The organism is Microcoleus sp. Z1_B2 (genome assembly GCF_036700325.1).
Lineage (GTDB): Bacteria > Cyanobacteriota > Cyanobacteriia > Cyanobacteriales > Microcoleaceae > Microcoleus.
Genome location: NZ_JAUBOQ010000007.1, coordinates 12,530 through 36,440, shown reverse-complemented (window position 1 = coordinate 36,440; position 23,911 = coordinate 12,530). Strand labels below are relative to the sequence as shown.

Sequence of the window (23,911 nt, the reverse complement as noted above, 5' to 3'; positions counted from 1 at the left end):
ATTTATTGCACTATTTTAGCTGTGCCACGCCAGTCGTTTATTGTCTTATTTCGCCTTAATTGTGTTCGCTACCAGTTATTGATTTATGTCAGATTCTCAAACAGTTAGTGCATCATACCTGCAGGGTTGCTCTGAAGATTTAGGGAAAGGGTTTTGGCAGCAATGGCAGCAGTATCAAGATTATCTTCACCGTTGCTGTATTAAGTGGATGGGGGGGAATCCGACTGATGCTGAAGATGCCTTGAGTCGGGCGATGCTCAAGGCTTGGGAAAAGGTGCAAAAGTACGCGCCGGGGGAAATTACTAATTTTAAGGCATGGCTGACGACACTGACTCGCAATCTGTGCGTGGACATTTATCGTGAACGCAGTCGGGGGGCGAATCGAGTTGAGGATATAGAAGGTTACGCTTCGAGTGAGGAGCAAGGACTGCTACGGAGTGAGGATACGCCAGAAATTGCTTTGGAGACTGGCGAGAAAAGGATTGTGATTCGTCGTGCGATTGGCAATTTATCTCCTCGGTTGCGCGAGACGTTTATCCTACATTTTTATGAGGACTTGTCTTATCCAGAAATTGCCCAACGGCAAGAGATTTCCTACCAGAATGTCTGCAAGCGTATTTCGCAGGCGCGGAAGATTTTGCAAGAGGAGTTGAGGGGATATTTTATTGGGGAGGAGGCGAGGGATAGGGATAAATTTGTTCCACCGACTGCAACGGAGTCGGCAATAGGGGAAATGTCCCAGGGGAATGCGCCAGTTGAAGCGACTGTGGGCGAGACAGTGACGTTATCCGTTGCGGTGGAGGAAGTGGAGAGTGTTGTGGATGAGGAATCGCCGGAGGTAGTGCGTGATGTGCAGCAGTCTAAGTCAGTGATGGTTGCGGCGATTTCTGAGCGGAAGATAAAGGTGAAGAGTGCAGTAACGCGGAGTAAAGAGGTTGAGCTAAGTGAGATGCAGATAGCCTGGAAAATGGCGGTGAACCGATATGGAGAAGAAAGAGGAAGTAGGGGGCATTTAAGAGGCGCGGAGTGTGGGAGACAAAATGTGAATCTGGTGTGGAAATTGGTCGAAGAAAGAGAGAGGAAGACACGAGCACCGCCGCCGACAAGTTGTTCGATAGGAGAACAGAAAGCACAGAAGAAACAGTTCTAAACCGAACAGAGAGCTACACAGACATGGAGCGGAACTGAATCACCAGAAACAAAGTAAAAGATGCTGAAAGAAAAGACAAAGGAGAAAAATTATGGAAAGGCTACATATGTCGAACGAAATAGGAAGGATAGGAAAGAACGTGGTGCAAAGAATATTGGTATGTATCATGGCGGTAATAATCAGCGTGATGGTACAGCAGAAAGAAACACTAGCAAGTGTCTCGACTCCTAGCCCTCTGCATTCAGACAGATATGGGCAGTATTTAGGTATGGTGTCGAAATCAAGCAGTAAATTAGTAAGTGACTGCGTGATACAACTAAGCCACGAGTGTCACTTGGAGATCGACTACGGGACAGGAATCCACACAAGTTTGTCGGATTCGATGCAACATCTTCTGGTAAGAATATACAGAAATGCAGAGGAAACAAGGTATGCAAGTTGCCACATATATAACGAAATGGAGAACGGACAATATAAGACACAGTGTTGGCGAACATGAGAGAGAGGAGAGAAGTGTAAAAAGAGGAGGACAAGATGACACAAAGACAGAGGCGAAGCTAGAGGTAGAGGGAAAGCACCTCTGACAAAAATCTGGAATGCGCTCGCTAGTCGCTAGTAATTTGAGAGTCTAGATAGACCGCAAAAAGTAAGCAGGGAGAGTTCCGATAGTGTTCCAACAGCTACCACACCCCTTCCAATTACCCCAAACATCAGCCTCTTAACCCCACTCCTAACCATCTTCGCCAAGGGCGATATAAAGTCGGGAAACCTGCTCCACCATCGGTTACACCGTCACCCGCGCCACCCTCAACCCCTGTGGCGCACTTTTCTGATTTGTGGAAGGCGATCACCTACGGTGGGCGTTTCGCCATCGCTTTTTGTTGAGATGGAGATGGAGGGGTGCGATCACAGTTTATAGAGTTTGAGGGTGAAGAGGCAATCGCTTTTCTTTTCTGGGGAGGTGATCGCTTTTCCTTATTGATTCATTCCTTATTGATTCAAGAGGATCGCGCTTAGTAGAGTCCAAATGTGGGAGGAGGCGATAAGCTTCTTATCCTTGAAGCTTATTTCATAGGATGCATCACTTAGCCAAACAAGCCTTTTAATCGAACAATTCACAAATTGACTTCTGAAATCGTCATTTAGTTGAAAGGTATCTGTACAGTGACAAATTAAATGGTGTTGAGACAAATTCCTGTCATCAAGCTAAGGCTTACCCACTTTAGGTTCGCAACAATTTGTATTGGTACAGCCTGTAAGTTCTCTGTGGAGTTTCTAAGTTGAATGCTAGAAAATTCAGGCTTTAGACCCTTGATGACATTAATTTGGCACAGCGACAAATAAAAAGTCACTGTACATCTGGATTTCCTCATTGAGTGGATTCCAAATTCCTACAGGAAGCCTTAGCTATCGTTCATCGCTTACATTCAATTAACAGTCAAACAAAGGAGAACACAAAAATGCCTGGAGATAGTCAGCAGACTGCTTTGACAGTATATAAAGAAGAAGTCGTAATGAAGATATCTTCTGACCCATCAGGTAACAGCCTCATTAAGGCAATTGATACTGATGGTGAACTGAAGATAATGTTGCAGAAGCAGGAAATGGGATTTGTTTCCGTCAACGTCAATGAAACCATGACAAGTTTAATCCAGGTTAGCGACTTGTTGCGGCTCGCATTCGCAGGCTCAAAAGGACTGCCCTGCTCAACCCCTATATTGGGGATGCAATCTGATTACCAAGATCTGGTCAAGATGAGTATGGTCACAACAGGAGCATTCCTCAGATCTGCCTTGGGTGCTGTTGAATTTCATGCTAATGCTGTCATGATGTTTGAAGAGGCAATGAAGCCCGAAAATGAAGCTAGTCAAGAGAATTTGATTGACAGTGCTATGGAAATGCTAAAGCAGTGTAGCACCGTGGCTAAGGATATGGCAGCTCAATGCGATCGTTTGATCAAGAAATGTGATAGCTTGATCGACCAAGCAAAGAAATCTTTATTAGCAGCGAATGAGGACTCAAGCGCTACTGCTGCTGAAAAAAAAGAAATCGAGAAAAAAATTGCCGAGATGGAGGCATTACAGGCTGAACTCAAAGCAAAGAAAGACGAGTACGTTTCGGCGATAGAGAAGTACGATGAGGATCAGAAGAGACTCGATGACAAAGCTGAGACAGCGATGTGGGTAGATATGGGAGCAACGGTGATGTCGGGTCTTATTCAGGCAAGTGGTTCTGTTGCCTCTGCTGCTGTCGCAGTTTATGGTGGTCCACAGGCTCAAATAGCAAAAGCTGCGAGTACACTTGCGAAGTCATCCGCAGGTAATTCATCCGAGGAAGCGGCTCCGGTTTCTGAAGCATCAGCTTCCTCTGATGAGCAAGCCCAGAGTATTCTTGTGCAGTCAGAAGACAAAGCTAAAAATGCAGCAGCTATTAAAGAGAACGAAAAACAACTAGAGGAAGCTGAAAAGAAATTAGCAGAAGAAAAAGCAAAAGTAAATGCTCTAGAGAGTTCAAGAGACAATACTGAGAAAGACAGTGCTGAGAAACTCGATATTGCGAAAAAAAAGGCAGCGCTTCTCGAAGAACAAATCAAGGAGTTGAAGGAAGAATCAAATAATCTTGCAGACGCTCGGAAAAAGATCGAAGAAGCTGGTAAAGCATTGTCAAAGTCTCTTGAGAAGGTGAGTGAAAAGGCTGCAAAACAGGCAGATAGTTTTTCAGCGCGTGCAGAGGCAGCAGGTGAAAAGGCTTACGAGTTTAGAAAGCTTAAAGCTCAGGTAGCTGGAGAATTAGAAAAAACAGTTATCACGTTGGCAGCAACACAGGTTAGCAAGAATACAGTCGAAAAAACTCTTGCTTCTCTCGAAGTTGTTCTAGCAGTGCTTGGTAGGATTAAGACGGCATTCTCAAATACAAAAGTGTTTTGGGAAGGTGTTCAGGCTCATTGTGAGTCTCTTTCTGGTGGTGCATCTGCGGCTGAGAAGTTTAAGAAAACCATTAAAGTGCCGGCTATGCGCGAAAGATTAATGCTGACGGTGAAAGGCACTGCTCTCAGTTGGATGGCTCTTTCCTATATCAATTACCGCGCCCACGATGCTATGAAGTTAGCAGGTGCTAAGGTTGATGAAGCGATGAATAATATCCCTGGAGCGGATGAGTGCAACGCAATAGTCAGTAAGCTCGGCCCCGAAATATTAAGCCAGATTAAAGCCGAGAGGACAGCTTCGGAATGAGGATTAAATAAAATAATGTACTAACTTGTTTAGGCATTAAAGTTTTGTGACTTAATTTAGTGGCGTTGCTCAATCTGGGGATGATTGCATTTCCGCCATTTTTGAAAGCCTTGTCGATCGGTGGAGTTCATAACTTGATGATTTTAAATTCATCCCATCACCGAGCAACGCCTATTTAGTTTCCCTTACTGACTATGCAAATGCATAAGGTCAATTACTGTTTTCCTAGACAAAGTGGGTTAGGGGTTTAGCTCCTCGCTTCATTTTTGTTGAACTTTATTGAGCATAGGAGTATTTTATGTTGAGTGGAGCGAGTGAACCAATTTCTTCAGATATTGTGCAATATAGTGAGTTGACTGATACGGTACTTGCCAATATCGGAAAGGACAAGACAGGATCTACCTTGGAGAAGACTTTGGATGAAAATCCGTTATTAAAAGAGCGGGTAGTCCAGGTAGCAGATACGATGTTCACTATCGATTTTACTAAATACATCTCGTCGCTTAAGGTTTCAATCAGCCTGTTTGACCTAATAAGCGCCATTCGCGAAGAGAGTGTGACAATGAACTCGACCATTGAGGATGTTAGTACAAAGCTTGTCAGGTTGGCGGAGGTAATTGTGAGTGATCTTCCCTATTTTGCTACAGCTTCTCTTGATTGTGTTTCCTACCATTCAAATGCTTTGACGTTGTTTCAAGAGGCCCTAAAGAAGAGCACATTTGAAGAACAAAAGAGACAAATTCAGGTTACTCTTGACGAGATTGCAAAATGCGAAGAGGTTGCAAAGCAATTTTCGGTAAAGTCCAGTAATTGTTTGTCACAAATAGAGACCGTAATAAATGCAATTAGAGGAGCTTTGCTCACAACTTCTAGTGAACTCACAAAAACATCGTCGGAGAAAGAGAAACTTGACAAACAGATTGCTGCTCAGATAGCAAAGATTCAGGGTATGCAAGAACGTTTTGATGAACTCAGGAAGGCGGAAAAGGAAGAAGAAGCAAAGCAGCCTGCTGATCATAGAAATTTTTTCACTTCTATGATTCCGTGGGAAGTTGAAGCAGATAAGGATTACAAAAAGGCAGTGGAAGCTCGTGAAAGACATCTTAGGGAAATCAGAGAAAACCAAAATAAACTAAACCAGGAAATGGAGAGCTTTCAAAGAGAAAAAAGCGTTGCTAGTTCTGAACTAAGCATAGCTGAAAGTGTAGTGAGAGTGCTTACTGACATTCTTAAGGTAACGGGAGTGTTAAAAACATTTTCATCTGATGCAAATTTGTTCTGGAGTAATTTAGCGATTCGTTGTAATGGATTACAAAAGATGAACTTGGAGAGAATCGCCATCAATGCAAGGTTTGAGACAGGTGTAAACAATAGCCTTCGCAAGGGTGCCCTTTACTGGATGGCTGTTGGACATATCTACTATGCTCCTTATAACTCTGTTTCTCGAAGTCTTACAATCGAACATGCGGTCGAACAATTGACAGATTGGCTATCCCGGATTTGAGGGAAGAAGTAGCGGGTGATACATTCTATCTGGGCAATGAAGGCTAAAAACCTTGATGCAGCTAGATTATAAGCTTGCGTTATCACCACAAGTACGGGAGAGCCTAAAGCAAGTCTACTGTGAGTCTTGCTTCTCTCCAATTTTCGCATTTGATAGCAACCCAGTATCCACCCAAACGTTCAATCAGTGCGATCACATTTCAGATAAGAGAAGATAACCACTAAAAGGATTAATATGGCTACAATCAGACTGATGCACGCTAAACTTCATCGGGTACGTGTGACCGATGCCAAGCGCGATTATGTGGGCAGTATCACCATTGACCAAGAATTATTGGAAAAAGTCGGAATACTGCCCCTCGAAGAAGTGGAGATAGTCAACATCAGCAACGGCAACCGTTGGTCAACTTATGCTCTGCCAGGAGAGGCAGGAACAGGCTGCGTCTGTCCCAATGGTGGGGGAGCGCTTTTGTGCCAGCCTGGAGACATCCTAATTATATTCTCCTATGAGTGGTGCGATCGCACTGATGTTTTACGCACAGGGCATACAGCGCGAGTTATTGTTGCAGATGAGCAAAATAGCTGTAAAGAATTTTTCCACCAAACCTTAACCCCTAGCGATAACAAACTCCTATTCGACCCTTCGCAAGCCCTTACAGTTAAGAGTGATAGTGAAAGCGCCAGCTTTGATTTGAAGAACTGCTTTGAGAATAGCATCGGCAGTCCGAAACAATAGAATTAGCAACTCTGGAATCTGGAATAATCTAGGGAGTTTTAACAAGCTTTTTAAAATTCCCAATAATTCCTCGGTTTGATTAGCTAACAGCCACTTCATAAAAGTATAGTTAAATATGTTTGAGACACTCAACTCAGTTCTCCAAGCTTATAAGCTTAAGCCAATTAAGGAAGCTCTGGCAGAACTAGAATCAGACGAAAGCAAACCCTGTATTGTTTTCTTTACTTTAGCGGACGAAAGACTTACATTACTGCTGGCTGCAAGTAGAATTTTACCTGAAAGTGCTTTTATCGTAACTGAACCGACTTGGGTAAAAGTTGTTCAAGAAGGTGATAAATCTGTATTGTACCTCTTTGAAGGGATTACAATGAACGAATTTGGTCAATGTTTTCACACCAAATTCAAAAGTCCTCAGAGGATAACTTTTTTATGTAACTTTTGTACCGAAGCAGCTTTCAGTTTTTATGAACCAGTTCACCAAGAGAAGGCTAATAAATTTCAGTTCTATGAAGGACTGACGGACTGCCCGATGTCAAGTGGTATAGAACTGGAACAATATACCAATGACAAACTGCATACCCGCTTACTTGCTGCTGCAAGAAATGTAAATGTACCCCAAACGATGGTTTTTGGCTTTTCTTTAGAAAAATATAGCCATCATCCCGTCACTCCAAAAGTTCAATTGATTTCCCTATCTAGAAATCTTTCTAATGATGAAATCCAAGAATATCTGACGGTATTTCCGGCGTCTCAATTTGTGATTAAGCCTTCTGGAGTAAGGTGGATGGGAAGCAGACTCTGCACTATTGAGTCAAAAGATAATCTGGATAGGGCTGTTGAAAACTTTAAGAAATGTTTGGATTCACTTCAGGACAATGATTGTCTGCTTGTGGAGAAATTTATCGATTCAAGCATTACTGATAATTGTAAGCTGGGTGCGAGGCTGAGGGTGTTTGTAACTCGCCGCCCCAATAATGTTGTTGAAACATCTGGAATTATCTGTAATCTAGGTTATATTGACCAACCCATTAATGGAGATACTTCCGAGAGTTTTTCAATCGACTATGTGTGTAACTTGCTCCAGTTGACTAACGAGGAAAAGAATCAGCTTGTTGATAAAATTAACCGATTAGGTGAAGCGGTACTAGAGTCTATTATTGTTTACGAAACGCAATATTTAACCCATGTACCCCAAAACAAACAAACAGATTTTATTGGTTTAGATGTTGTTTTGAAAAATCACAAAGGTCAATTAGAACCGTTTCTAATTGAAGTCAACGATCACGATTGTATTAGCACCTTGCAGCAATACGAAGTGCAACATTTTCCCAACAGGACTGACATCCTTGATAAATGGGTGGAAACGATGTTGTACCGCTCCTATCAATATCTGCTGAAAGGCAAAAATATATTAATGATTGGAGGTGGAGGCTACTCAAAGCTGAATATTTTTGAATTTGCCAATCAAGTAGGTATCAATATTATTTTAATTGATAGCGATTCTCAACATTTCGCTGCCAGTTACAGCAGCCAGTTTTTCAATATTGACATTGACGACCATACCAAAGATATTGAAAATGCCCTAGCAATTGTGGAAGTTGTCCGCAATCATTGCATCAGCGTGGACGGCGTAGTTACGTTTTGGGAAGATAATGTACCTTTGTCCTCTTTAGTCGCTAGCTTTTTAGGTAAACCAACCAACGATTATCAAAGTGCAAGCATTGCTAAAAGCAAATTATTGACTCATAAAAAAATCCTAGCTGATGAGTCCAATAAATTATTTTTTGAATGCAGGGGATTTTCCAATGGCGTAGATTTTTGGGTCTTAAATAATGTAGCCGATGTCCAGAATATTCCGCCACATTACTATCCTTTAGTAATTAAGTTAGATACTGGAAGTGCTTCCTTTGGTGTAGAGATAATTCAAACAGAAGAAGAATTATTAGCTAAGTTTGAAGACTATAAAAGCTATATTCAAACCGCCACACAGTATGGTGCTGGGTTAAGTTTTAAGTATCAAATATTTGTCACGCCTTACCTGCAAGGCTCTGAACATGATGTTGACATAATCATGTTTGATGGTGAGTTGATAGCTGGTTATGTAACTGACAATGGCCCTACTTTGCCTACTCTCTGTAAGGAAATGACAGCTATTATGCCTAGTTTACTGGACAAAGAAAAGCAAGAGAATTTGATTCATGCTGCCTGGAAAGCCTGCCACAACGTTGGTTTAAAACAGGGTGTTTTTAACGTAGAGGCAATCTACACACCGCTGGGAGTCAAAATTTTAGAAATCAATGCGAGGATGGCTGGTTTTTATTTTCCTAAATGGGTATTTAATGTATGGGATATTAACCTTATCCTGTATTCCTACCTGATTGCTTGCGGTATCAAACCGTTTGTTAATAAAAACAGCTTACCCCGTATATACCACAATGGCTTTCTCTGTTACGCCTCATTGCATAAGCATACGATAGATGCAGCAAAACTGAAAGAGTTGTCATCCGAGTCAGATTTCTATGTAATTGTTCTAGAGAACGAAATACTCGCTGAAGAAAAATATGAAGTTCCCTATGCTTCTGTAGCGATTTGTTCCCAAAATATTGCAGAGGGAAAGCAGAAAATGAAGAGGTTCTTAGAGGAGCATTCTCTAACAAGGGAAGAATATAGATTCATTTGTGAAAACTAAATTATTGGCTCTACAACTATGAGCTAGGAATCTATTTACTTGCCAGTTTCGAGAAGCAAGGAAATCGGACAAATGAGACAGCCAACGATGATGGCAGGTACATTACACTCTGTCAATGGTGTTTCTGATAAAGACCATAGCTACGCTCGCCAGAGCAAGAGCTACAGGATTTTCGACTGCTTAGCGCTCACATTGAAACCCATTGGTAACAAGTTAACCTAAGAAAGCATTTGTCAATCAGCAATTATGCTCAACATTTACTCGGATTTTGGGCCCAAAACTGAGATTTGGGCGATCGTGCGATCGTGCCGAGGGTAATATTTATACCTACTCCCTCTCAAATCGTAAATTTTCCACTCCTAAAAAAGCAGTTTTTTTGAGTAATATTACTGATTGACAAATGCAATTAAGTCTTAACTTGTCACCAATGTGAAAATAGAGGGACACGGACAAGCCAAAATCCTTACGCAACAGGAAATCGAACTGTTGTTAAATGAAGGTTTGCTCTTCGACCGCGACCGCGTTCTCTTCGGAGTTTGTCTGTACACCGCCTGTCGCATTGCCGAAGCGTGCAGCTTGAAAGTCATCGGGCGTTGCTGATTTACGGTATGATATGAAACGTTAAATATGCCCCTCATAGAAACCAGTATCCACAAAGCTTTTGGATTTTAAAGTGATTTTTTTCATACCCTGATGAAGCAACGCCCGCCTTCCTTTGGATGTTATTTTAGCCGATCGCACCCCGCACTGCCGAACCGATCGCCCGTTTTTGCTCGTCGTCGTAGCCCCACCGCTGGAAAAATTTTTCATACTCGCCGTTGGCACTGTGCAAACTTTCTAGCATTTGCGACGCTATAGTTTGACAGGCGGGCATTTGCAGGATTTGAATTAAATTGCGCGATCGCTCCTGCACTCTAGCAGAATCGGCCGCCATTTCCTCCTTTTGCTGGCGCGAATGATGTACAACCATTGCCGCCGACATCGCCAAATTTTTCACCAGCAGTTCTGCTACGATCTCAGGAGCCGATCGCAGCGCCTCGACTACTCCGGGTGACGGGTGATCTGCCTCCTGTCCATCATCCGTTAGATAGGTGACAAAAAACCCCCTAGCACCGTTCTGTGTTTTCACCAGAGATGTAACAGCTTGCTGGATGTCGGCTTGTAAAAGTCGATCGGCCTCCATGAACGACAGTAAAGATTGAGTCAGCTCGATCGCCCCCTCAAAAGTTATGCTTTCCGATGCTAATAAAGAAGATGGAATACTCATAACGAACTCAATAATTTTAAAGATTCTGCTAACAATTGTAAACACTTCCCGCTGCTCGATCGCAAATAAATATGGCTATTATCTCCTCCAAACAACAGCCCCCCGACCCAAATCTACCCGAAGACATAGCCCCAGCCCGTCGCAAAAAAGCCGCCAAACCCCAGGCGGAATCATTGCTAGAATCGCAAGAACTACCAGACGAAATTAACAGCAAACAAGACGACAAAATCCGACCCCAACGGCTAGCTGAATACATCGGGCAAAAAGACTTAAGAGAAGTTTTGGCGATCGCAATTGCAGCAGCCAAATCTCGCGGCGAACCTATGGATCACCTGTTACTCTACGGGCCGCCAGGGTTGGGAAAAACCACAATGTCGCTAATTCTAGCAGCAGAAATGGAAGTGGAATGCAAAATCACCACCGCCCCAGCGCTAGAAAAACCGCGAGATATTGTCGGATTGCTGATCAACCTCAAAGCAGGCGACGTGCTGTTTATCGACGAAATTCACCGCTTATCTAAAGTTACAGAAGAAATCCTCTATCCGGCGATGGAAGACTGTCGGTTAGATATTACGATCGGGCAAGGCAAAAGCGCCAAAATTCGCAGCATTCCCCTGAAACCATTTACCTTAGTAGGAGCAACCACAAAAGTCGGATCGCTGACATCTCCATTGCGCGATCGCTTCGGCTTGATCCAAAGATTACGCTACTACGAAATAGACGAACTTAGTCTAATTGTCCAAAGAACCGCCCAAGTTCTCGACACTCAAATCACCCCAGAAGGAGCCACAGAAATTGCCCGCCGAGCTCGCGGAACCCCCCGGATAGCTAACCGCTTGCTGCGACGAGTTAGGGACTACAGCGAAGTCAAAAATTTAAAGCCAATTGATGCCGAAGTTGCCTCACTCGCCCTCGAATTGTTCAACGTCGATCCGCTAGGTTTGGATTGGACAGATCGGCGCATTTTGACAGCAATGATTGAGAACTTTAACGGCGGCCCAGTGGGCTTAGAAACCCTCGCAGCTTCTACAGGAGAAGATACTCAAACCATTGAGGATGTATACGAACCGTACTTAATGCAAATCGGATTTTTGCAGCGGACAAATCGGGGCAGAATGGTAACGGTTGCTGCTAGAAAACACTTGGGTTTTATCGAATAGAAGGAGTAGAAAATGGTACAAACACAAACAAAAAAACTAACTTTGTCCGAGTTTCTAAAACTGCCAGAAACCGAACCAGCTAGCGAATATATCAACGGTCAAATCATCCAAAAACCTATGCCACAAGGAAAACACAGCCGGCTTCAAGGTGAATTAGTCGCAGCCATTAATGTCGCCGTTAAAAATCAGAAAATTGCCTTAGCTTTTCCTGAATTGCGGTGTACTTTTGGCGGCAGATCAATTGTGCCAGATGTCACAGTATTTACTTGGAACAGAATACCAGTTGATGAAAATGGGGATGTTGCTAATGTATTTGAAACTTACCCAGATTGGACAATTGAAATTCTGTCTCCCGGCCAGAGTCAAACTAAAGTAACTGGGAATATTTTACACTGTTTGAAAAACGGCACTAAAATGGGTTGGTTGATCGATCCGATGGTGCGCTCGATCTTAATTTATCCCCCTGGAAAGCAACCGGAACTTTTAGCAAAACCAGAAGAATTGTTGCCGGTTCCAGATTGGGCAGCAGAATTGCGGCTGACGGTAGGAGATTTGTTTGGGTGGTTGAAACTATAGAAGTCAGTTGTTATTTGTTATTTGTTATTTGTTATTTGTTATTTGTTATTTGTTATTTGTTATTTGTTATTGGGCACCAATAATTTTCCAGGCTCTGCCTCCAATTACCAATTACCAATTACCAATTACCAATTACCAATTACGCATTCCCACTTACCAATTACCAATTACCAATTACCAATTACGCATTCCCACTTACCAATTACCAATTACGCATTCCCACTTACCAATTCCCACTTACCAATTCCCAATTACAAATTCCCAATTAACAATTCCCCATTCCCCATTCCCCATTCCCCATTCCTCATGTTGCTATACCTCAGAATAGAAAACTTTGCCTTAATTGACTGCCTGGATCTAGAATTTGGCCCGAGTTTGAACGTATTTACAGGGGAAACCGGCGCTGGTAAATCGATTATCTTAGATGCGATCGATGCAGTGTTGGGCGGGAAAGTCGATCGCCGATCGATTCGCACCGGAGCAACGCGGGCAATATTGGAAGCTACCTTTGAATTGGACAAAGCTTCCGCAATGTGGCTGGGCGAGCAAGAAATCGAACCCATAGACGGAAATTTAGCCGTTTGCAGCCGGGAAATTAACGCCTCTAGCGGTGCTCTACGCACGAGATCGCGCTTGAACGGAATTCTCGTCAACCGCCAGTTAATGGATCAACTGCGCGATCGGCTGGTCGAAATTACCGCCCAAGGCCAAACCGTCCACCTCGGACAAGAAACCCTCCAGCGAGAATGGCTCGATTTATACGGCGGCAAAAAGCTTACGGAAGCTCGATCGATCATCGCCGCCGCGTGGCTGGGAGCCAACAACGCCAAAACCGCCCTCAAACGCAGGCGTCAGTCGGAACAGCAGCGACTGCAAAGACTTGATTTGTTAGAATACCAAGTCCGAGAACTCGGTGAAGCCCATATCGAAGACGCAGACGAACTCGAACAGCTAGAACACGAATCAATCCGGCTGAGCCACGTCGTCGAATTGCAGCAGCAGAGTTACCAAGTCCACCAAGCCCTGTACCAAAACGAGGGCGACAGCGCATCAGCCGCCGACTTGTTGAGCAAAGCCGAAGGAATTTTAAGCGACATGGCGGTTTACGATGTGCAGTTGCAACCAATCCTAGAAATGGTCAGCGATGCTTTAGCTCAAGCCACAGAAGCCAGCCGGCAAATTAGCAGCTACGGCGAACAATTAGAAGCAGATCCCGAAAGACTCGAAGAAGTAGAAGATCGGATTCGCGAACTCAAACAAATTTGTCGCAAATACGGGCCGCTCAAAGAAGCGATCGCCTACTATCAAAGCATCCAAAACGAACTAAATGAACTTTTAGAAGGAGGCGAGTCAATGGAAGCCTTAGAACTCGCATATGAGGCCGCTTTAGAGCAATTAAAAGACGCTTGCAGCCACCTCACCACCCTGCGGCGCGAAGCAGCCCTCAAACTAGAAACGCACCTCGTAGGAGAACTTAAGCCCTTAGCAATGGAAAAAGTGCAATTTCAAGTCGAGATATCGCCTTGTACCCCAACCGCTACCGGTGCCGACCAAATCGCCTTTTGTTTCAGCCCGAATCCGGGCGAACCATTGCAACCTCTGGGCGCGATCGCCTCCGGGGGAGAAATGAGCCGCTTTCTGCTAGCCATCAAAGCCTGTTTTTCCCAAATTGAAAGCGCCGGTACGCTGATTTTTGACGAAATCGACGCTGGAGTCTCCGGGAGAGTCGCTGGGGCGATCGCCAAAAAACTCTACCAACTCTCCGACAAACACCAAGTTCTCTGCGTCACCCACCAGCCGCTGATCGCCGCCATGGCTGATTGTCATTTTCGCGTCAACAAACAGACGATCGAAGCAGAACCAAGTATCGAGGAACCCGCAGCCAACTCCGAACCAGTCGAACGTACAGTAGTCAGAGTTGCCGCCCTCAACAGTGAGCAGCGGCGGGAAGAACTCGCCCAACTCGCCAGTGGCCGGTCAGCAACAGAAGCTATCGCCTTCGCTGAATCCCTGCTTGTCGAAGCCGCCGGATTGCGCCAAACTCAGTCCGCCAAACCCTGATGACACACTTGAGCCGATCGGGGGGTTAAAAGGCGGAGTTTTTTCCGAGTCGGAGGTTACACTAAAAATGTCAACCGCAAATTTTACAAAAAAAAGCTGAAAACCCCGTGAATTTAGTGGGATGAAAGCTAAGAGCAGCAAAATAGAGAGAAATTCTAGTTAAAAACCACAATTGTGTAGAGAAGGGCACACATCACTAGCAACTGGTAGTGTCACAATTGCGGCTAGTCCCACAAGGCCACCCCTCTTTCAGCAGTCCTCCCGCCAGTACGCATTCATGTTACTGGGGGCGATCGGCTCAAAGCTCGGCAGAACATAGTTAAACCAGGTACGCACAATGTCAAAATCAGTTAATAAACCCTTTAAACAAGATTCGCGATCTCTAAAAAGATTGCAGCACTCCCACCGCCTCGTTACTCTCCCACCCTCCCTTGGGCAGCAAGGCCAACTGAATTGCCATTGCCTTGTGGCCGGAGTTCTGTAAACTGGGAAATACTTTCACCAAAAAACGAGCGAGAAGCCCCGGGCTACCGACATGGGGAGGAAAGCGGCAGCGACGACCGTCGCCTAACATCTTTATCCTCAATTAATTCCTTCATAGCAGAAGATAGGCTACGACAGATTTGACCCCTGCTGTAGATCGATCTACAGCAGGGGTCAAATCATGAACATAAACAGAATTATAGTGTTTATTTTTGACAGGATGAAATCCTACTATGATAGTATAATTTAACAAGGAGGAAAGAGAATATGTTTGGATGCCAACAAAATCTAATAAGTCCCAATACAGACTTAAAAGCAATTCTAGAATTCCTTTGTAGCGAGTCGTCAAAGTTGACGAACTGCGGAATATATTATGCTCGCCAAATGTACTTCAAGACAGGCAAGATACCGAGTAGGGCCCAGTTGCACAAAGTGCTTGGTACAGAAAACCAGAACTTGCATTACAAAGCATTTTATTCGGATACCGCGCAACAGATTTTAACTACCGTCGCTGAGTCTTTTAAATCCTACATTGGACTACTGAGAGGAATTGGCAAAGGCACTGTAACCCAAAGACCTAGATTACCGAATTATCGACAAGGCGGTCTAGCTTTAGTGACTTATACAGGTCGCTCTGTCCGGCTTAAGGATGGACTACTGAGATTCCCATTGGGCAGCAAGGTTAAAACTTGGTTCGGCTTGGATGCTTTCTATCTTCCTCGGCCTACCAATCTCGACTACAAAGCAATCAGAGAATATAGGATTCTACCTCGAAACGGTGCCTTCTATTTAGAGTTGATTTACAAACTGAAAGATGTCCAAGTAGAGGTAGACCAATCCAAGGTCTTGATGATCGACCACGGGATGAACAATTGGTTGACTTGTATCAGCAATGTGGGGACTAGCTTAATAATTGACGGACGACATCTGAAGTCCATCAATCAAGGATATAACAAGCGTGTTGCGTTTTTGATGTCAGGGAAAGCGAATGGTTACTGGTCAAAACGATTGGAGGGTTTAACTGAGAATCGCAATCGCACCATGCGGGATGCTGTCAACAAAGCAGCTCGAAAAGTAATAAATCATTGCTTGCTCAATAAAATTGGTACTGTAGTATTCGGCTGGAATGCTGTCATGAAAAATGGTATTAGTTTAGGAAATAAAACTAATCAAAATTTTGTTCAGATTCCAACGGGCAGGCTAAAATCCCGTATTGCTCAGTTATGCGAGCAGTACGGGATTCGGTTTGTGGAAACCGAAGAGTCGTATACGTCGAAGGCTTCCTTTATCGATCTTGATTTGCTACCTAAATTCTGCGAAAAACCAGAAGGGTGGCAACCTTGCGGTCAAAGAATTAAGCGCGGATTGTACCGTACTCTTGAAGGTTTGTTGATTAATGCTGATTGCAATGGGGCAGGCAATATCGGTAGAAAAGTAGCGGCAACTTTGGGGCTTTGTCTCAAAGAAGTCAGTAGAGGCGCATTGATAACGCCTTTGAAAGTCCCTTTATGGTCTTAGTCAAGAATCCCCCTGATTCATCAGTGGGGAGTATCAAACATACTTGAGTCTTGTGCGACAGGTGACTCACTAATCAACTTCCCGGCTCTCTTCGCTTAGAGACTAACCCTTACACTTAAGCTTCTGTAAAGGTCTATGAAATCTGCATCTTCCACCAATTACTCTTCTCTGGACAACGTGATTGATGTCGCTGTTGTCGGCGGTGAAAATCATCATCAGGAACATTATTCTCCCCCGGAAATTAGGAGCAGTGCAATTATCCCGCGCCAAGGAAACCTCTCTGGCATTCTTGACCTTCTAAATAAGCAAAGTTTCACAGTAGTAGTTAAGGAAGTAGAAGACAAACTTAAGGTTGTCAATCAAACCCTGGGAATGCTCGACAATATCCTGGAGAGCGAGGGATTTGATGCCATCCTCAACGAGATGTTGCAGTCGATTACCCTCAAAACAGGGGAATTGCTGAATGCCGATCGCAGCACGATATTTTTATTAGACGACGAAAAAAATGAACTCTGGGCGATCGTCGCTAAAGACGAAAATGGCAAAAACCTAGAAATCCGAGTTCCGGCCCACGTGGGCATTGCAGGAGAAGTAGCCACGTTCCAAAAAGTGGTTAATATCCCTTACGATTTTTACAACGACGAACGATCGGCTAACGCCAAAAAAACTGATGAAAAAACGGGCTACCGCACTTATACAATGCTGGCAATGCCCCTGATTAATGAAGATACAAAAGAGTTAGTAGCAGTTGTTCAACTGATTAATAAACTAAGACCAAATCACGAAAAATACCCGACTTTAGACGAACAAATCGATAGGCACGGATTTACTAAAGAAGACGAACAAGTTTTTAAAGAATTTGCTCCCTCGATTCGCCTAATTCTAGAATCTTCCAAATCTTTCTACGCAGCAACTCAGAGACAACGAGCAGCAACGGCGCTGATGAATGCCGTCAACGCTCTTTCTCAGAGCAGTTTAGACTTAGAAGATACCCTAAAAAGGGTGATGGATCAAGCCCAAGAACTCATGAATGCCGATCGCAGCACCCTGTGGCTGATCGACGAAGAGAAAGACGAACTGTGGACTAAAATCCCGATGGGGGGCAACCTTAAAGAAATTCGCATACCCAGAACCGCCGGTTTTGCAGGCATCGTCGCCCAATCTAGCGAACCGCTGCTGATTCCCTTTGACGTGTACGACGACCCCCGCGCCGCCACTTCCAAAGAAGTAGATCAAAAGTCGGGCTACCGCACTTGCAGTATGCTTTGTATGCCAGTCTTTAACTCGGACAAAAAATTGATTGGCGTCACCCAATTAGTTAATAAAAAACGACAAGGAGAATTCCCCCCCTACAACCCGGAAGATTGGCCTCATGCCCCGGAACAGTGGAAAGCGAGTTTCAATCGCAACGACATGGAATTTATGAAGGCGTTTAACATCCAAGCAGGAGTCGCGCTGCAAAACGCCAAACTGTTTGCCGAAGTCAAACAGCAAGAACAAAGACAAAAAGATATGCTGCACGCCTTGACTAACGGCGTGATTTCTACAGATAAAAAAGGCAATATAGTAGCGACAAATCCCAGTGCCAAAAACTTACTGGGTGTCAGCGATGCAGAATTAGGCGAAGGTCAATCTTTGCGCGAGTTAATTAAGTTAGAAAAAGGCGATTTTGCCAAATGGTTTGATGCGTCTTTGTCTCCCGAAGACGATAAGGATCGCCAGCAGTATTACCCCGATCAAGTTTTGCTTACTTTGGAAGGAGAGGGGCAGAGTATCAATCTCTCGATTAATTCAATGACTGACGCTACCGACCCCAACAAGGTAAACGGCGCGTTAGTCGTCATGGAAGATATTAGCAGCGCCAAGCAAATCAAAAACTTGATGTACCGTTACATGACGCCAGAAGTAGCCGAAGCTTTGTTAGCTTCAGGCGATACAGGATTGGGCGGTAAGCGCAAAAACGTTTCGGTGCTGTTCTCAGATATTCGCAGCTATACCACACTTACGGAAAAATTGCAAGCCGAAGAAGTGGTAGTGATGCTGAATAAATATTTTGAAGTGATGGTAGATGTCGTATTCGAGTACGGTGGGACTCTCGACAAATACATCGGTGACGCTCTGATGGCAGTTTTTGGCTCTCCAGCGCCCCTAGAGGATCATGCTTGGTGCGCGATGCAAACGGCGGTGAAAATGCGGGAAAAATTGGCCCAGTTTAATCAAGATCGTATGGCACATGGCGAACTGCCGATCGGCATTGGTATGGGCGTACATTCCGATGAAGTTGTCAGCGGCAACATCGGTAGTAGCAAACGCATGGAATTGACTTCGATCGGAGACGGCGTTAACCTCGCCTCTCGCTTAGAAGGCGCTAGCAAGCAGTACGGCACCGACTTGATCATCAGCGACAATACTTACAGAGATTATGCCGATCGGCTGTACGTGCGAGAACTCGACTTTATTACTGTCAAAGGCAAAAGCGAACCCGTAATCGTTTACGAACTCGTCGGCATCCGCGAGGGATACTCGCCAGTGGGCAAGTCACTAACCGAAACACAGCAACAAATTATAGAACATTACACGAAGGGGCGCGAACATTACAAATCTCCAGTCAGCCAAAGACTCTCAGAAAGTGAGGTGAAAAACATCTTAAAGGATGTCGCCGAAATGCCGGAGGCAGAGATTAAGAAACTTTCCTACAATTTAGAGCAACAGTTGGAACACGAACTCAAAAACCTGTTATATCAACTGAAAAAGCTGTCAGAGTACGACCCGAAAAACCTGTCCGAAGCAGACAAACTCATCGTACTGTTGCAGCCAGAAATCCAACTGCTGAAATTGGAAGGCATCAAAAACCTCTCGGAAGACGAAGCCAAAATGCTGCTGCAAGCAAAAATCAAGCCCCTATCAGCAGACGATATTAAATACTTGCAAGAAGGCGAAGTCAAAAAGCTGTTGGAAGCAGACATCTTAGAACCATCAAATCCCCAAATCAAGCGGTTGAAACCCGCAGAGATCAGGCAGCTATTGCAGGCGAAAATTAAAAGTCGAGCCTGCGAGACAGTTGCAGAAATGTTAGATGAGGAATTTGAAAACCTGGGACTCGATCGGGTGAAAAAACTGCTGAGCGAGTTTAAGAAAGCCTTAGAACCAAAAGCCAAGCAAGCCTTTAAAGACGCTGAACGCGAATTTAACGCCGTTCTGGAAGTTGACCCGAAAAACAAGGCAGCTAAATTGCACGTCGATCGCTGTATGTTATTTCAACATGGGTTTTCAGACGTACTCAACTGGGATGGTGTGTGGAATCTCACAGAAAAATAGCAGTAGCCCACAGCAAATGCGGGCGGTAGCGTCAAGGTTCGGGGCGGGGGCGATCGCGATCGGGGGTGCGCCTCCCATCCCACCACCAATTAACCTTAATATCCTATTGAGGTAATTGTAAATAAGCTCCAACAGGTATTATGGTTATATAACGGGATTTGAATTTGCAAGCGAGATGCGGGGGTTTCGCCCTACGTGTTTCCTTCGCACTACCTACCGCAACAAACTTAGCACTTCTATTATTTGAAGCGCTTAAAAATAGTTATGACTGGCGGCAGCGTTACCCGGTTTCTGAGAAAAATCTTGGAGAAAGGCGACGAAACATCCGCTCAAAAACCGGGTTTATCACCCCGTCCGCCTAAGTCTTAATAGCGTTAGTGGCTCCTAAAAAGAGCTTCCTTCGCAGATAGTCAATGTTCTAGTCTTAGATATAGAAAACCACTAGCGTCAGTTATGAATAATTGGAATTCGCAATCGGGAGATGTTGAGTGGGTAGATCAGGTTTACCAACTATTGCTGGAGATTGCTCGGAGCTCCCTGTCAGATATCCCCAGAATCCCGGAAAATATCACTGTTAAGGCTATTCCTCTGATCCAGAAGGTACAAACCATTCAACAAAGACCTGACGGGCAAGTGTTCAAATCAGGTTCCTTTTCAGTAAACGATCACGAATGGGTCGATCGAGTCTGTCAACTATTGGTAGAACTAACCAGCGCGTCTTTGTCCGAACAGCCCAAAATGCCGGAAAACCTGGCAGGCCGATCTTTAGCCCTCGCCGATCGAGCACAAAAGATTAAAGAAGACATCGAAGAAAATGCAGCCCAAACCCCAGCAGATGAAGAGGACAATTCCTTACAGTCTCCAGACGCGCTGCTTTCCCTCTTGCACCACAGTTTGAAAACTCAGCGCGCCAAAAGCTACAACCCCGATGCCCCCGAATGGCAGCAAGTCTTGAGCCTGCTCGACGTAGTGCAGTCAATTTATAAGCAAATCCAAAATTAAATTCCAGCTTAACTCAGGCGCTTCTTGATTGTGCGAGAAAGCTGGCTTTTAAAGGCGGTTGCTATTTGACATAAAATTTTTTTTGCCCTAGCCCAAACATTTCCGATTATTGCACTTTTGTCAACTACACTAGGTTTAATCGGTTCTAGGGCAAGAGAAGATGAGCGGAGAAAACATCGGCGATTTGTCAAAAGAAATATTAGCCGATCGCTATCAGTGCGATCGGCGGCTCGGCAAGCAAGCAGGAAGACAAACCTTACTCGCCCGCGACTTAAAAACCCAACAGCAAGTAGTAGTCAAACTCCTGTCATTCAGCAGCGACTTTAACTGGGAAGACTTAAAACTGTTCCAGCGAGAAGTCGAAACCTTAAAATCCCTATCCCATCCCGCAATTCCCCGATATCTCGACTCCTTTGAAATCGACACGCCCAAGCGCAAAGGATTCGCCCTAGTTCAGACTTACATCGCAGCCAAATCCCTACAAGAATATCTCTCAGACGGCCGCACCTTCAGCGAAAGAGAAGTCAAACAATTAGCCACAGCATTATTAGACATCCTCGCCTATCTGCACCAGCGACAGCCCCCCGTCATTCACCGCGACATTAAACCCAGCAATATTTTACTCAAGAATCGATCGGGCAACAGCGTCGGCAAAGTCTACCTAGTCGATTTTGGTGCAGTTCAAACCCTAGCAACCCAACAAGGAAAAACAGTCACCGTTGTCGGAACTTATGGCTATATGCCGCCCGAACAATTTGGCGGGAGAGCAGTTCCAGCTTCCGACTTGTACAGCTTGGGAGCCACCTTAATCGCCTTAATTACCAAGCAGCATCCAGCCGACTTGCCGCAGAAAGATTTGCAGATCGAGTTCGAGCAATTCACCCAACTGAGTTCCGGTTTTACCAATTGGCTGAAGTGGATGACGCATCCGAGTTTAGAATGCCGTCCCGCCTCAGTCCAAATAGCTAAAGAAGTTCTAGAAAAACCACAGGAAATAAATAAATATTCCCAGACATTGAGACTGGGAAAAACGCTAGATACCTCTAGGTTGTTCAAGAATGCGATCGGGCGCAGCACTTGGATGGGCACTCTAGGTGTAGGAGCTTGTGCAGCAATTTACGGCACCTTTCTTTTGCCGGTAGTGGCGACAATTTTCGGAGGATTAATCGGTCTTCTTCTGGGCTTGCTGCTGGGGTTGGGGAACGGAATAATCGTAGGAATTGTGACGCGCTTGTGGTTTTTTCCCCTAACTAATCCCAAACTTCACCGACAGGTTTTAACTGCAATTAGTATCGTACTCTGTACCTCGACAAGCATCGTCTACTTTCGGATAATGGATTGGAATAAGCTAAACGACTTGAGTGTTGAGATTGTTTTCGTGCTAGCACCGTCCCTAATTGCAGGACTGTCAATGGGGGCAAGTAGCAAGTCTATTGCCCGGTGGTATCAAAAAGAAAGTGGACTGTAATCTAAAATTTACAGTTCTGGACGCACTCCGACTCCTAGAAACCGGGTTTTTACGAAAAGCCACGTTACAACCGCCAGACTCGCTAAAAAACCCGGTTTCTGAACCCCGACGTTCCCCTCACACTCAAATTCATGTAAAAAAATATGACCAGCAAAATATTAGCAGAACGCTACGAAGTGCAGCGACAACTAGGAAAACAAACTGGTCGCCAAACGCTGCTGGCTCGTGACTTACAAACTCAAGAATTAGTCGTCATCAAACAGCTATTCCTCGGCAGCGATTTTGAATGGCAAGACCTCAAGCTATTTGAACGGGAAGCGGAAACTTTAAAAGCACTTTCTCACCCAGCAATTCCGCGCTACCTCGATTACCTGGAAATTGACGAACTAAACAGTAAAAGTTTTGCGCTGGTACAGACTTATGTAGAGGGAAAAACTTTGGAAGAGCATTTGCGATCGGGGCGTACTTTTAGCGAAAGCGAGGTGAAACAATTAGCTAAATCGCTGTTAGCAATTTTGAATTACTTGCACAAGCAAAATCCGCCTGTTATTCACCGTGACATTAAACCCAGTAATATTTTACTGCACAGCAGATCGGGTAACTCGGTCGGACAAGTTTATTTAGTTGATTTCGGTTCGGTGCAGAACCAAGCTGCAAAATTTGGCGGCACAATTACAGTAGTGGGAACTTACGGGTATATGGCACCCGAACAATTTGGCGGGCGCTCGGTTCCGGCTTCTGACCTCTACGGTTTAGGTGCAACTTTAATTTATTTGGTAACGGGTTTGCATCCCACCGAACTGTCGCAGCAGGATTTGAAAATTCAATTTGCCGATCGGGTACCGCAGCTCAATCCTAATTTAATAGATTGGCTGGAGTGGATGACAGAACCAAGTTTTTCCAAACGGTTATCTTCGGCTAGGGAAGCATGGCGAGGGCTTAAAAATCCCCGCCCGATCAACAAAAATCCTATGGTGGTGCTGCAGCCACAAGGCAGCGATATTAAACTTACAAAAAAATCGGAATTTATAGAAATTGTAATTCCGCCCAAAGGCATCGATTTTGGTTTAATTGCCACGCTTTCGGCTCTGGTATCTGCGAGTCCTGTCTCATTTATAGCAAGGGATATGTTGAGCGATGCGTTAAATATAAATTCCCAATTTTTTATAATAATATCAGGAAGTTTGTTATGTATGGCAGGACTAAAGTTGATATTTGCACTATTTCGGGAAAGGCGTCTCAGAATCGATCGGCAGCAAATCTCCCAGACAAGCAATCTGCTGGGGTTGAGATGGAATCATGCCAAGCCATCTCCCAGGAAGGAGATTGGCCAGTTGAAAATTCAACAACGTGAATATAGAAACAGCGGTATTGGTGTAAAAGTTATGATTTTTGCTTTATCAATAGCTACAGGGTTATATAAAACGGCATCATTACTTATGCAGAAGAGCTACTCGGAAGTGAGATTAGGGAAAGTCTATCAGATGATAGTTCAAGCAGGCAAGCACAAATATCAGTTAGGAGAGAAGGAGGGACTAAGTGAATCAGAAATCAAGTGGTTAGCAACAGAACTGAGCCAGTGGTTGGGTTTGAAAATTAAAATAATTTTGACAGACGGTAAACAGAATAAATGGTTCTGAAAATATCTCCTTTGCCAAAACAAAGCTTTGCGCCCTCAACCTGTGGGATGGGCGTCCCGCCCGTCCCCTCTCTCTTGTGTGGGATGGGCGTCCCGCCCGTCCCCTCT

The 23,911-nt window shown here is 44.5% G+C and carries 16 protein-coding genes; 14 read left to right on the top strand and 2 right to left on the bottom strand.

The features are described from left to right. The first annotated feature begins 85 nt into the window (after window positions 1–85). The 6 genes from QT984_RS05555 (at window position 86) to QT984_RS05530 (ending at window position 9,911) form a co-directional block, all read left to right on the top strand. Window positions 86–1,150 carry a sigma-70 family RNA polymerase sigma factor gene (locus QT984_RS05555; RefSeq protein ID WP_333053516.1) on the top strand — a complete coding sequence of 355 codons (1,065 nt, stop codon included), beginning with the start codon at window positions 86–88 and terminating at the stop codon, window positions 1,148–1,150. A 1,460-nt stretch (window positions 1,151–2,610) separates the two neighbouring features. Further along, window positions 2,611–4,383, top strand: a complete 1,773-nt coding sequence (locus tag QT984_RS05550; RefSeq protein ID WP_333053515.1) for a hypothetical protein — start codon at window positions 2,611–2,613, stop codon at window positions 4,381–4,383. A 298-nt stretch (window positions 4,384–4,681) separates the two neighbouring features. Further along, window positions 4,682–5,887 (top strand): hypothetical protein, encoded by a 1,206-nt coding sequence (locus QT984_RS05545; RefSeq protein ID WP_333053513.1) that lies wholly within the window; start codon window positions 4,682–4,684, stop codon window positions 5,885–5,887. Between the two features lie 234 nt (window positions 5,888–6,121). Next, on the top strand, window positions 6,122–6,622 hold the full coding sequence (gene panD / locus QT984_RS05540; RefSeq protein WP_333053512.1) for an aspartate 1-decarboxylase: 501 nt from the start codon (window positions 6,122–6,124) through the stop codon (window positions 6,620–6,622). A gap of 115 nt (window positions 6,623–6,737) precedes the next feature. Then, entirely contained in the window at window positions 6,738–9,311 is a 2,574-nt protein-coding gene (locus QT984_RS05535) for an ATP-grasp domain-containing protein (RefSeq protein ID WP_333053510.1), read from the top strand. 429 nt (window positions 9,312–9,740) lie between these two features. Beyond that, entirely contained in the window at window positions 9,741–9,911 is a 171-nt protein-coding gene (locus QT984_RS05530) for a hypothetical protein (protein WP_333373460.1), read from the top strand. Between the two features lie 127 nt (window positions 9,912–10,038). Here the strand turns inward: QT984_RS05530 and QT984_RS05525 are convergent, their stop codons facing one another. Then, the gene (locus QT984_RS05525) at window positions 10,039–10,578 is read right to left on the bottom strand and encodes a hypothetical protein (protein WP_333053509.1); all 540 of its coding nucleotides are present in this window, start codon (window positions 10,576–10,578) and stop codon (window positions 10,039–10,041) included. Window positions 10,579–10,649: 71 nt separating this feature from the next. Between QT984_RS05525 and ruvB the strand changes: the two genes are divergently transcribed. The 3 genes from ruvB to recN all read left to right on the top strand — a co-directional run bounded on the left by ruvB (window position 10,650) and on the right by recN (window position 14,375). After that, window positions 10,650–11,738, top strand: a complete 1,089-nt coding sequence (gene ruvB, locus QT984_RS05520; RefSeq protein ID WP_333312904.1) for a Holliday junction branch migration DNA helicase RuvB — start codon at window positions 10,650–10,652, stop codon at window positions 11,736–11,738. Window positions 11,739–11,750: 12 nt separating this feature from the next. Further along, a complete protein-coding gene (locus QT984_RS05515) occupies window positions 11,751–12,314 on the top strand; it encodes a Uma2 family endonuclease (protein WP_333053507.1) in 564 nt (187 codons plus the stop codon). Window positions 12,315–12,620: 306 nt separating this feature from the next. Continuing rightward, on the top strand, window positions 12,621–14,375 hold the full coding sequence (recN, locus tag QT984_RS05510; protein ID WP_333373457.1) for a DNA repair protein RecN: 1,755 nt from the start codon (window positions 12,621–12,623) through the stop codon (window positions 14,373–14,375). Between the two features lie 382 nt (window positions 14,376–14,757). On the opposite strand, the gene QT984_RS05505 is transcribed toward recN, so the two are convergent. Beyond that, window positions 14,758–14,949 (bottom strand): hypothetical protein, encoded by a 192-nt coding sequence (locus tag QT984_RS05505; protein ID WP_333053505.1) that lies wholly within the window; start codon window positions 14,947–14,949, stop codon window positions 14,758–14,760. A gap of 176 nt (window positions 14,950–15,125) precedes the next feature. Here QT984_RS05505 and QT984_RS05500 point away from each other — a divergent pair, with 176 nt between their 5' ends. The 5 genes from QT984_RS05500 (at window position 15,126) to QT984_RS05480 (ending at window position 23,804) form a co-directional block, all read left to right on the top strand. After that, window positions 15,126–16,376 (top strand): transposase, encoded by a 1,251-nt coding sequence (locus tag QT984_RS05500; protein WP_333053503.1) that lies wholly within the window; start codon window positions 15,126–15,128, stop codon window positions 16,374–16,376. Between the two features lie 135 nt (window positions 16,377–16,511). Beyond that, on the top strand, window positions 16,512–19,694 hold the full coding sequence (locus tag QT984_RS05495) for a GAF domain-containing protein (protein ID WP_333053501.1): 3,183 nt from the start codon (window positions 16,512–16,514) through the stop codon (window positions 19,692–19,694). A gap of 453 nt (window positions 19,695–20,147) precedes the next feature. Next, on the top strand, window positions 20,148–20,696 hold the full coding sequence (locus QT984_RS05490) for an inorganic pyrophosphatase (RefSeq protein ID WP_333053499.1): 549 nt from the start codon (window positions 20,148–20,150) through the stop codon (window positions 20,694–20,696). Window positions 20,697–20,856: 160 nt separating this feature from the next. Then, window positions 20,857–22,164 (top strand): serine/threonine-protein kinase, encoded by a 1,308-nt coding sequence (locus QT984_RS05485; RefSeq protein WP_333338435.1) that lies wholly within the window; start codon window positions 20,857–20,859, stop codon window positions 22,162–22,164. Window positions 22,165–22,307: 143 nt separating this feature from the next. Next, window positions 22,308–23,804: a serine/threonine-protein kinase gene (locus tag QT984_RS05480; protein ID WP_333053497.1), complete on the top strand. Its 1,497-nt coding sequence runs from the start codon at window positions 22,308–22,310 to the stop codon at window positions 23,802–23,804. Window positions 23,805–23,911 lie beyond the last annotated feature (107 nt).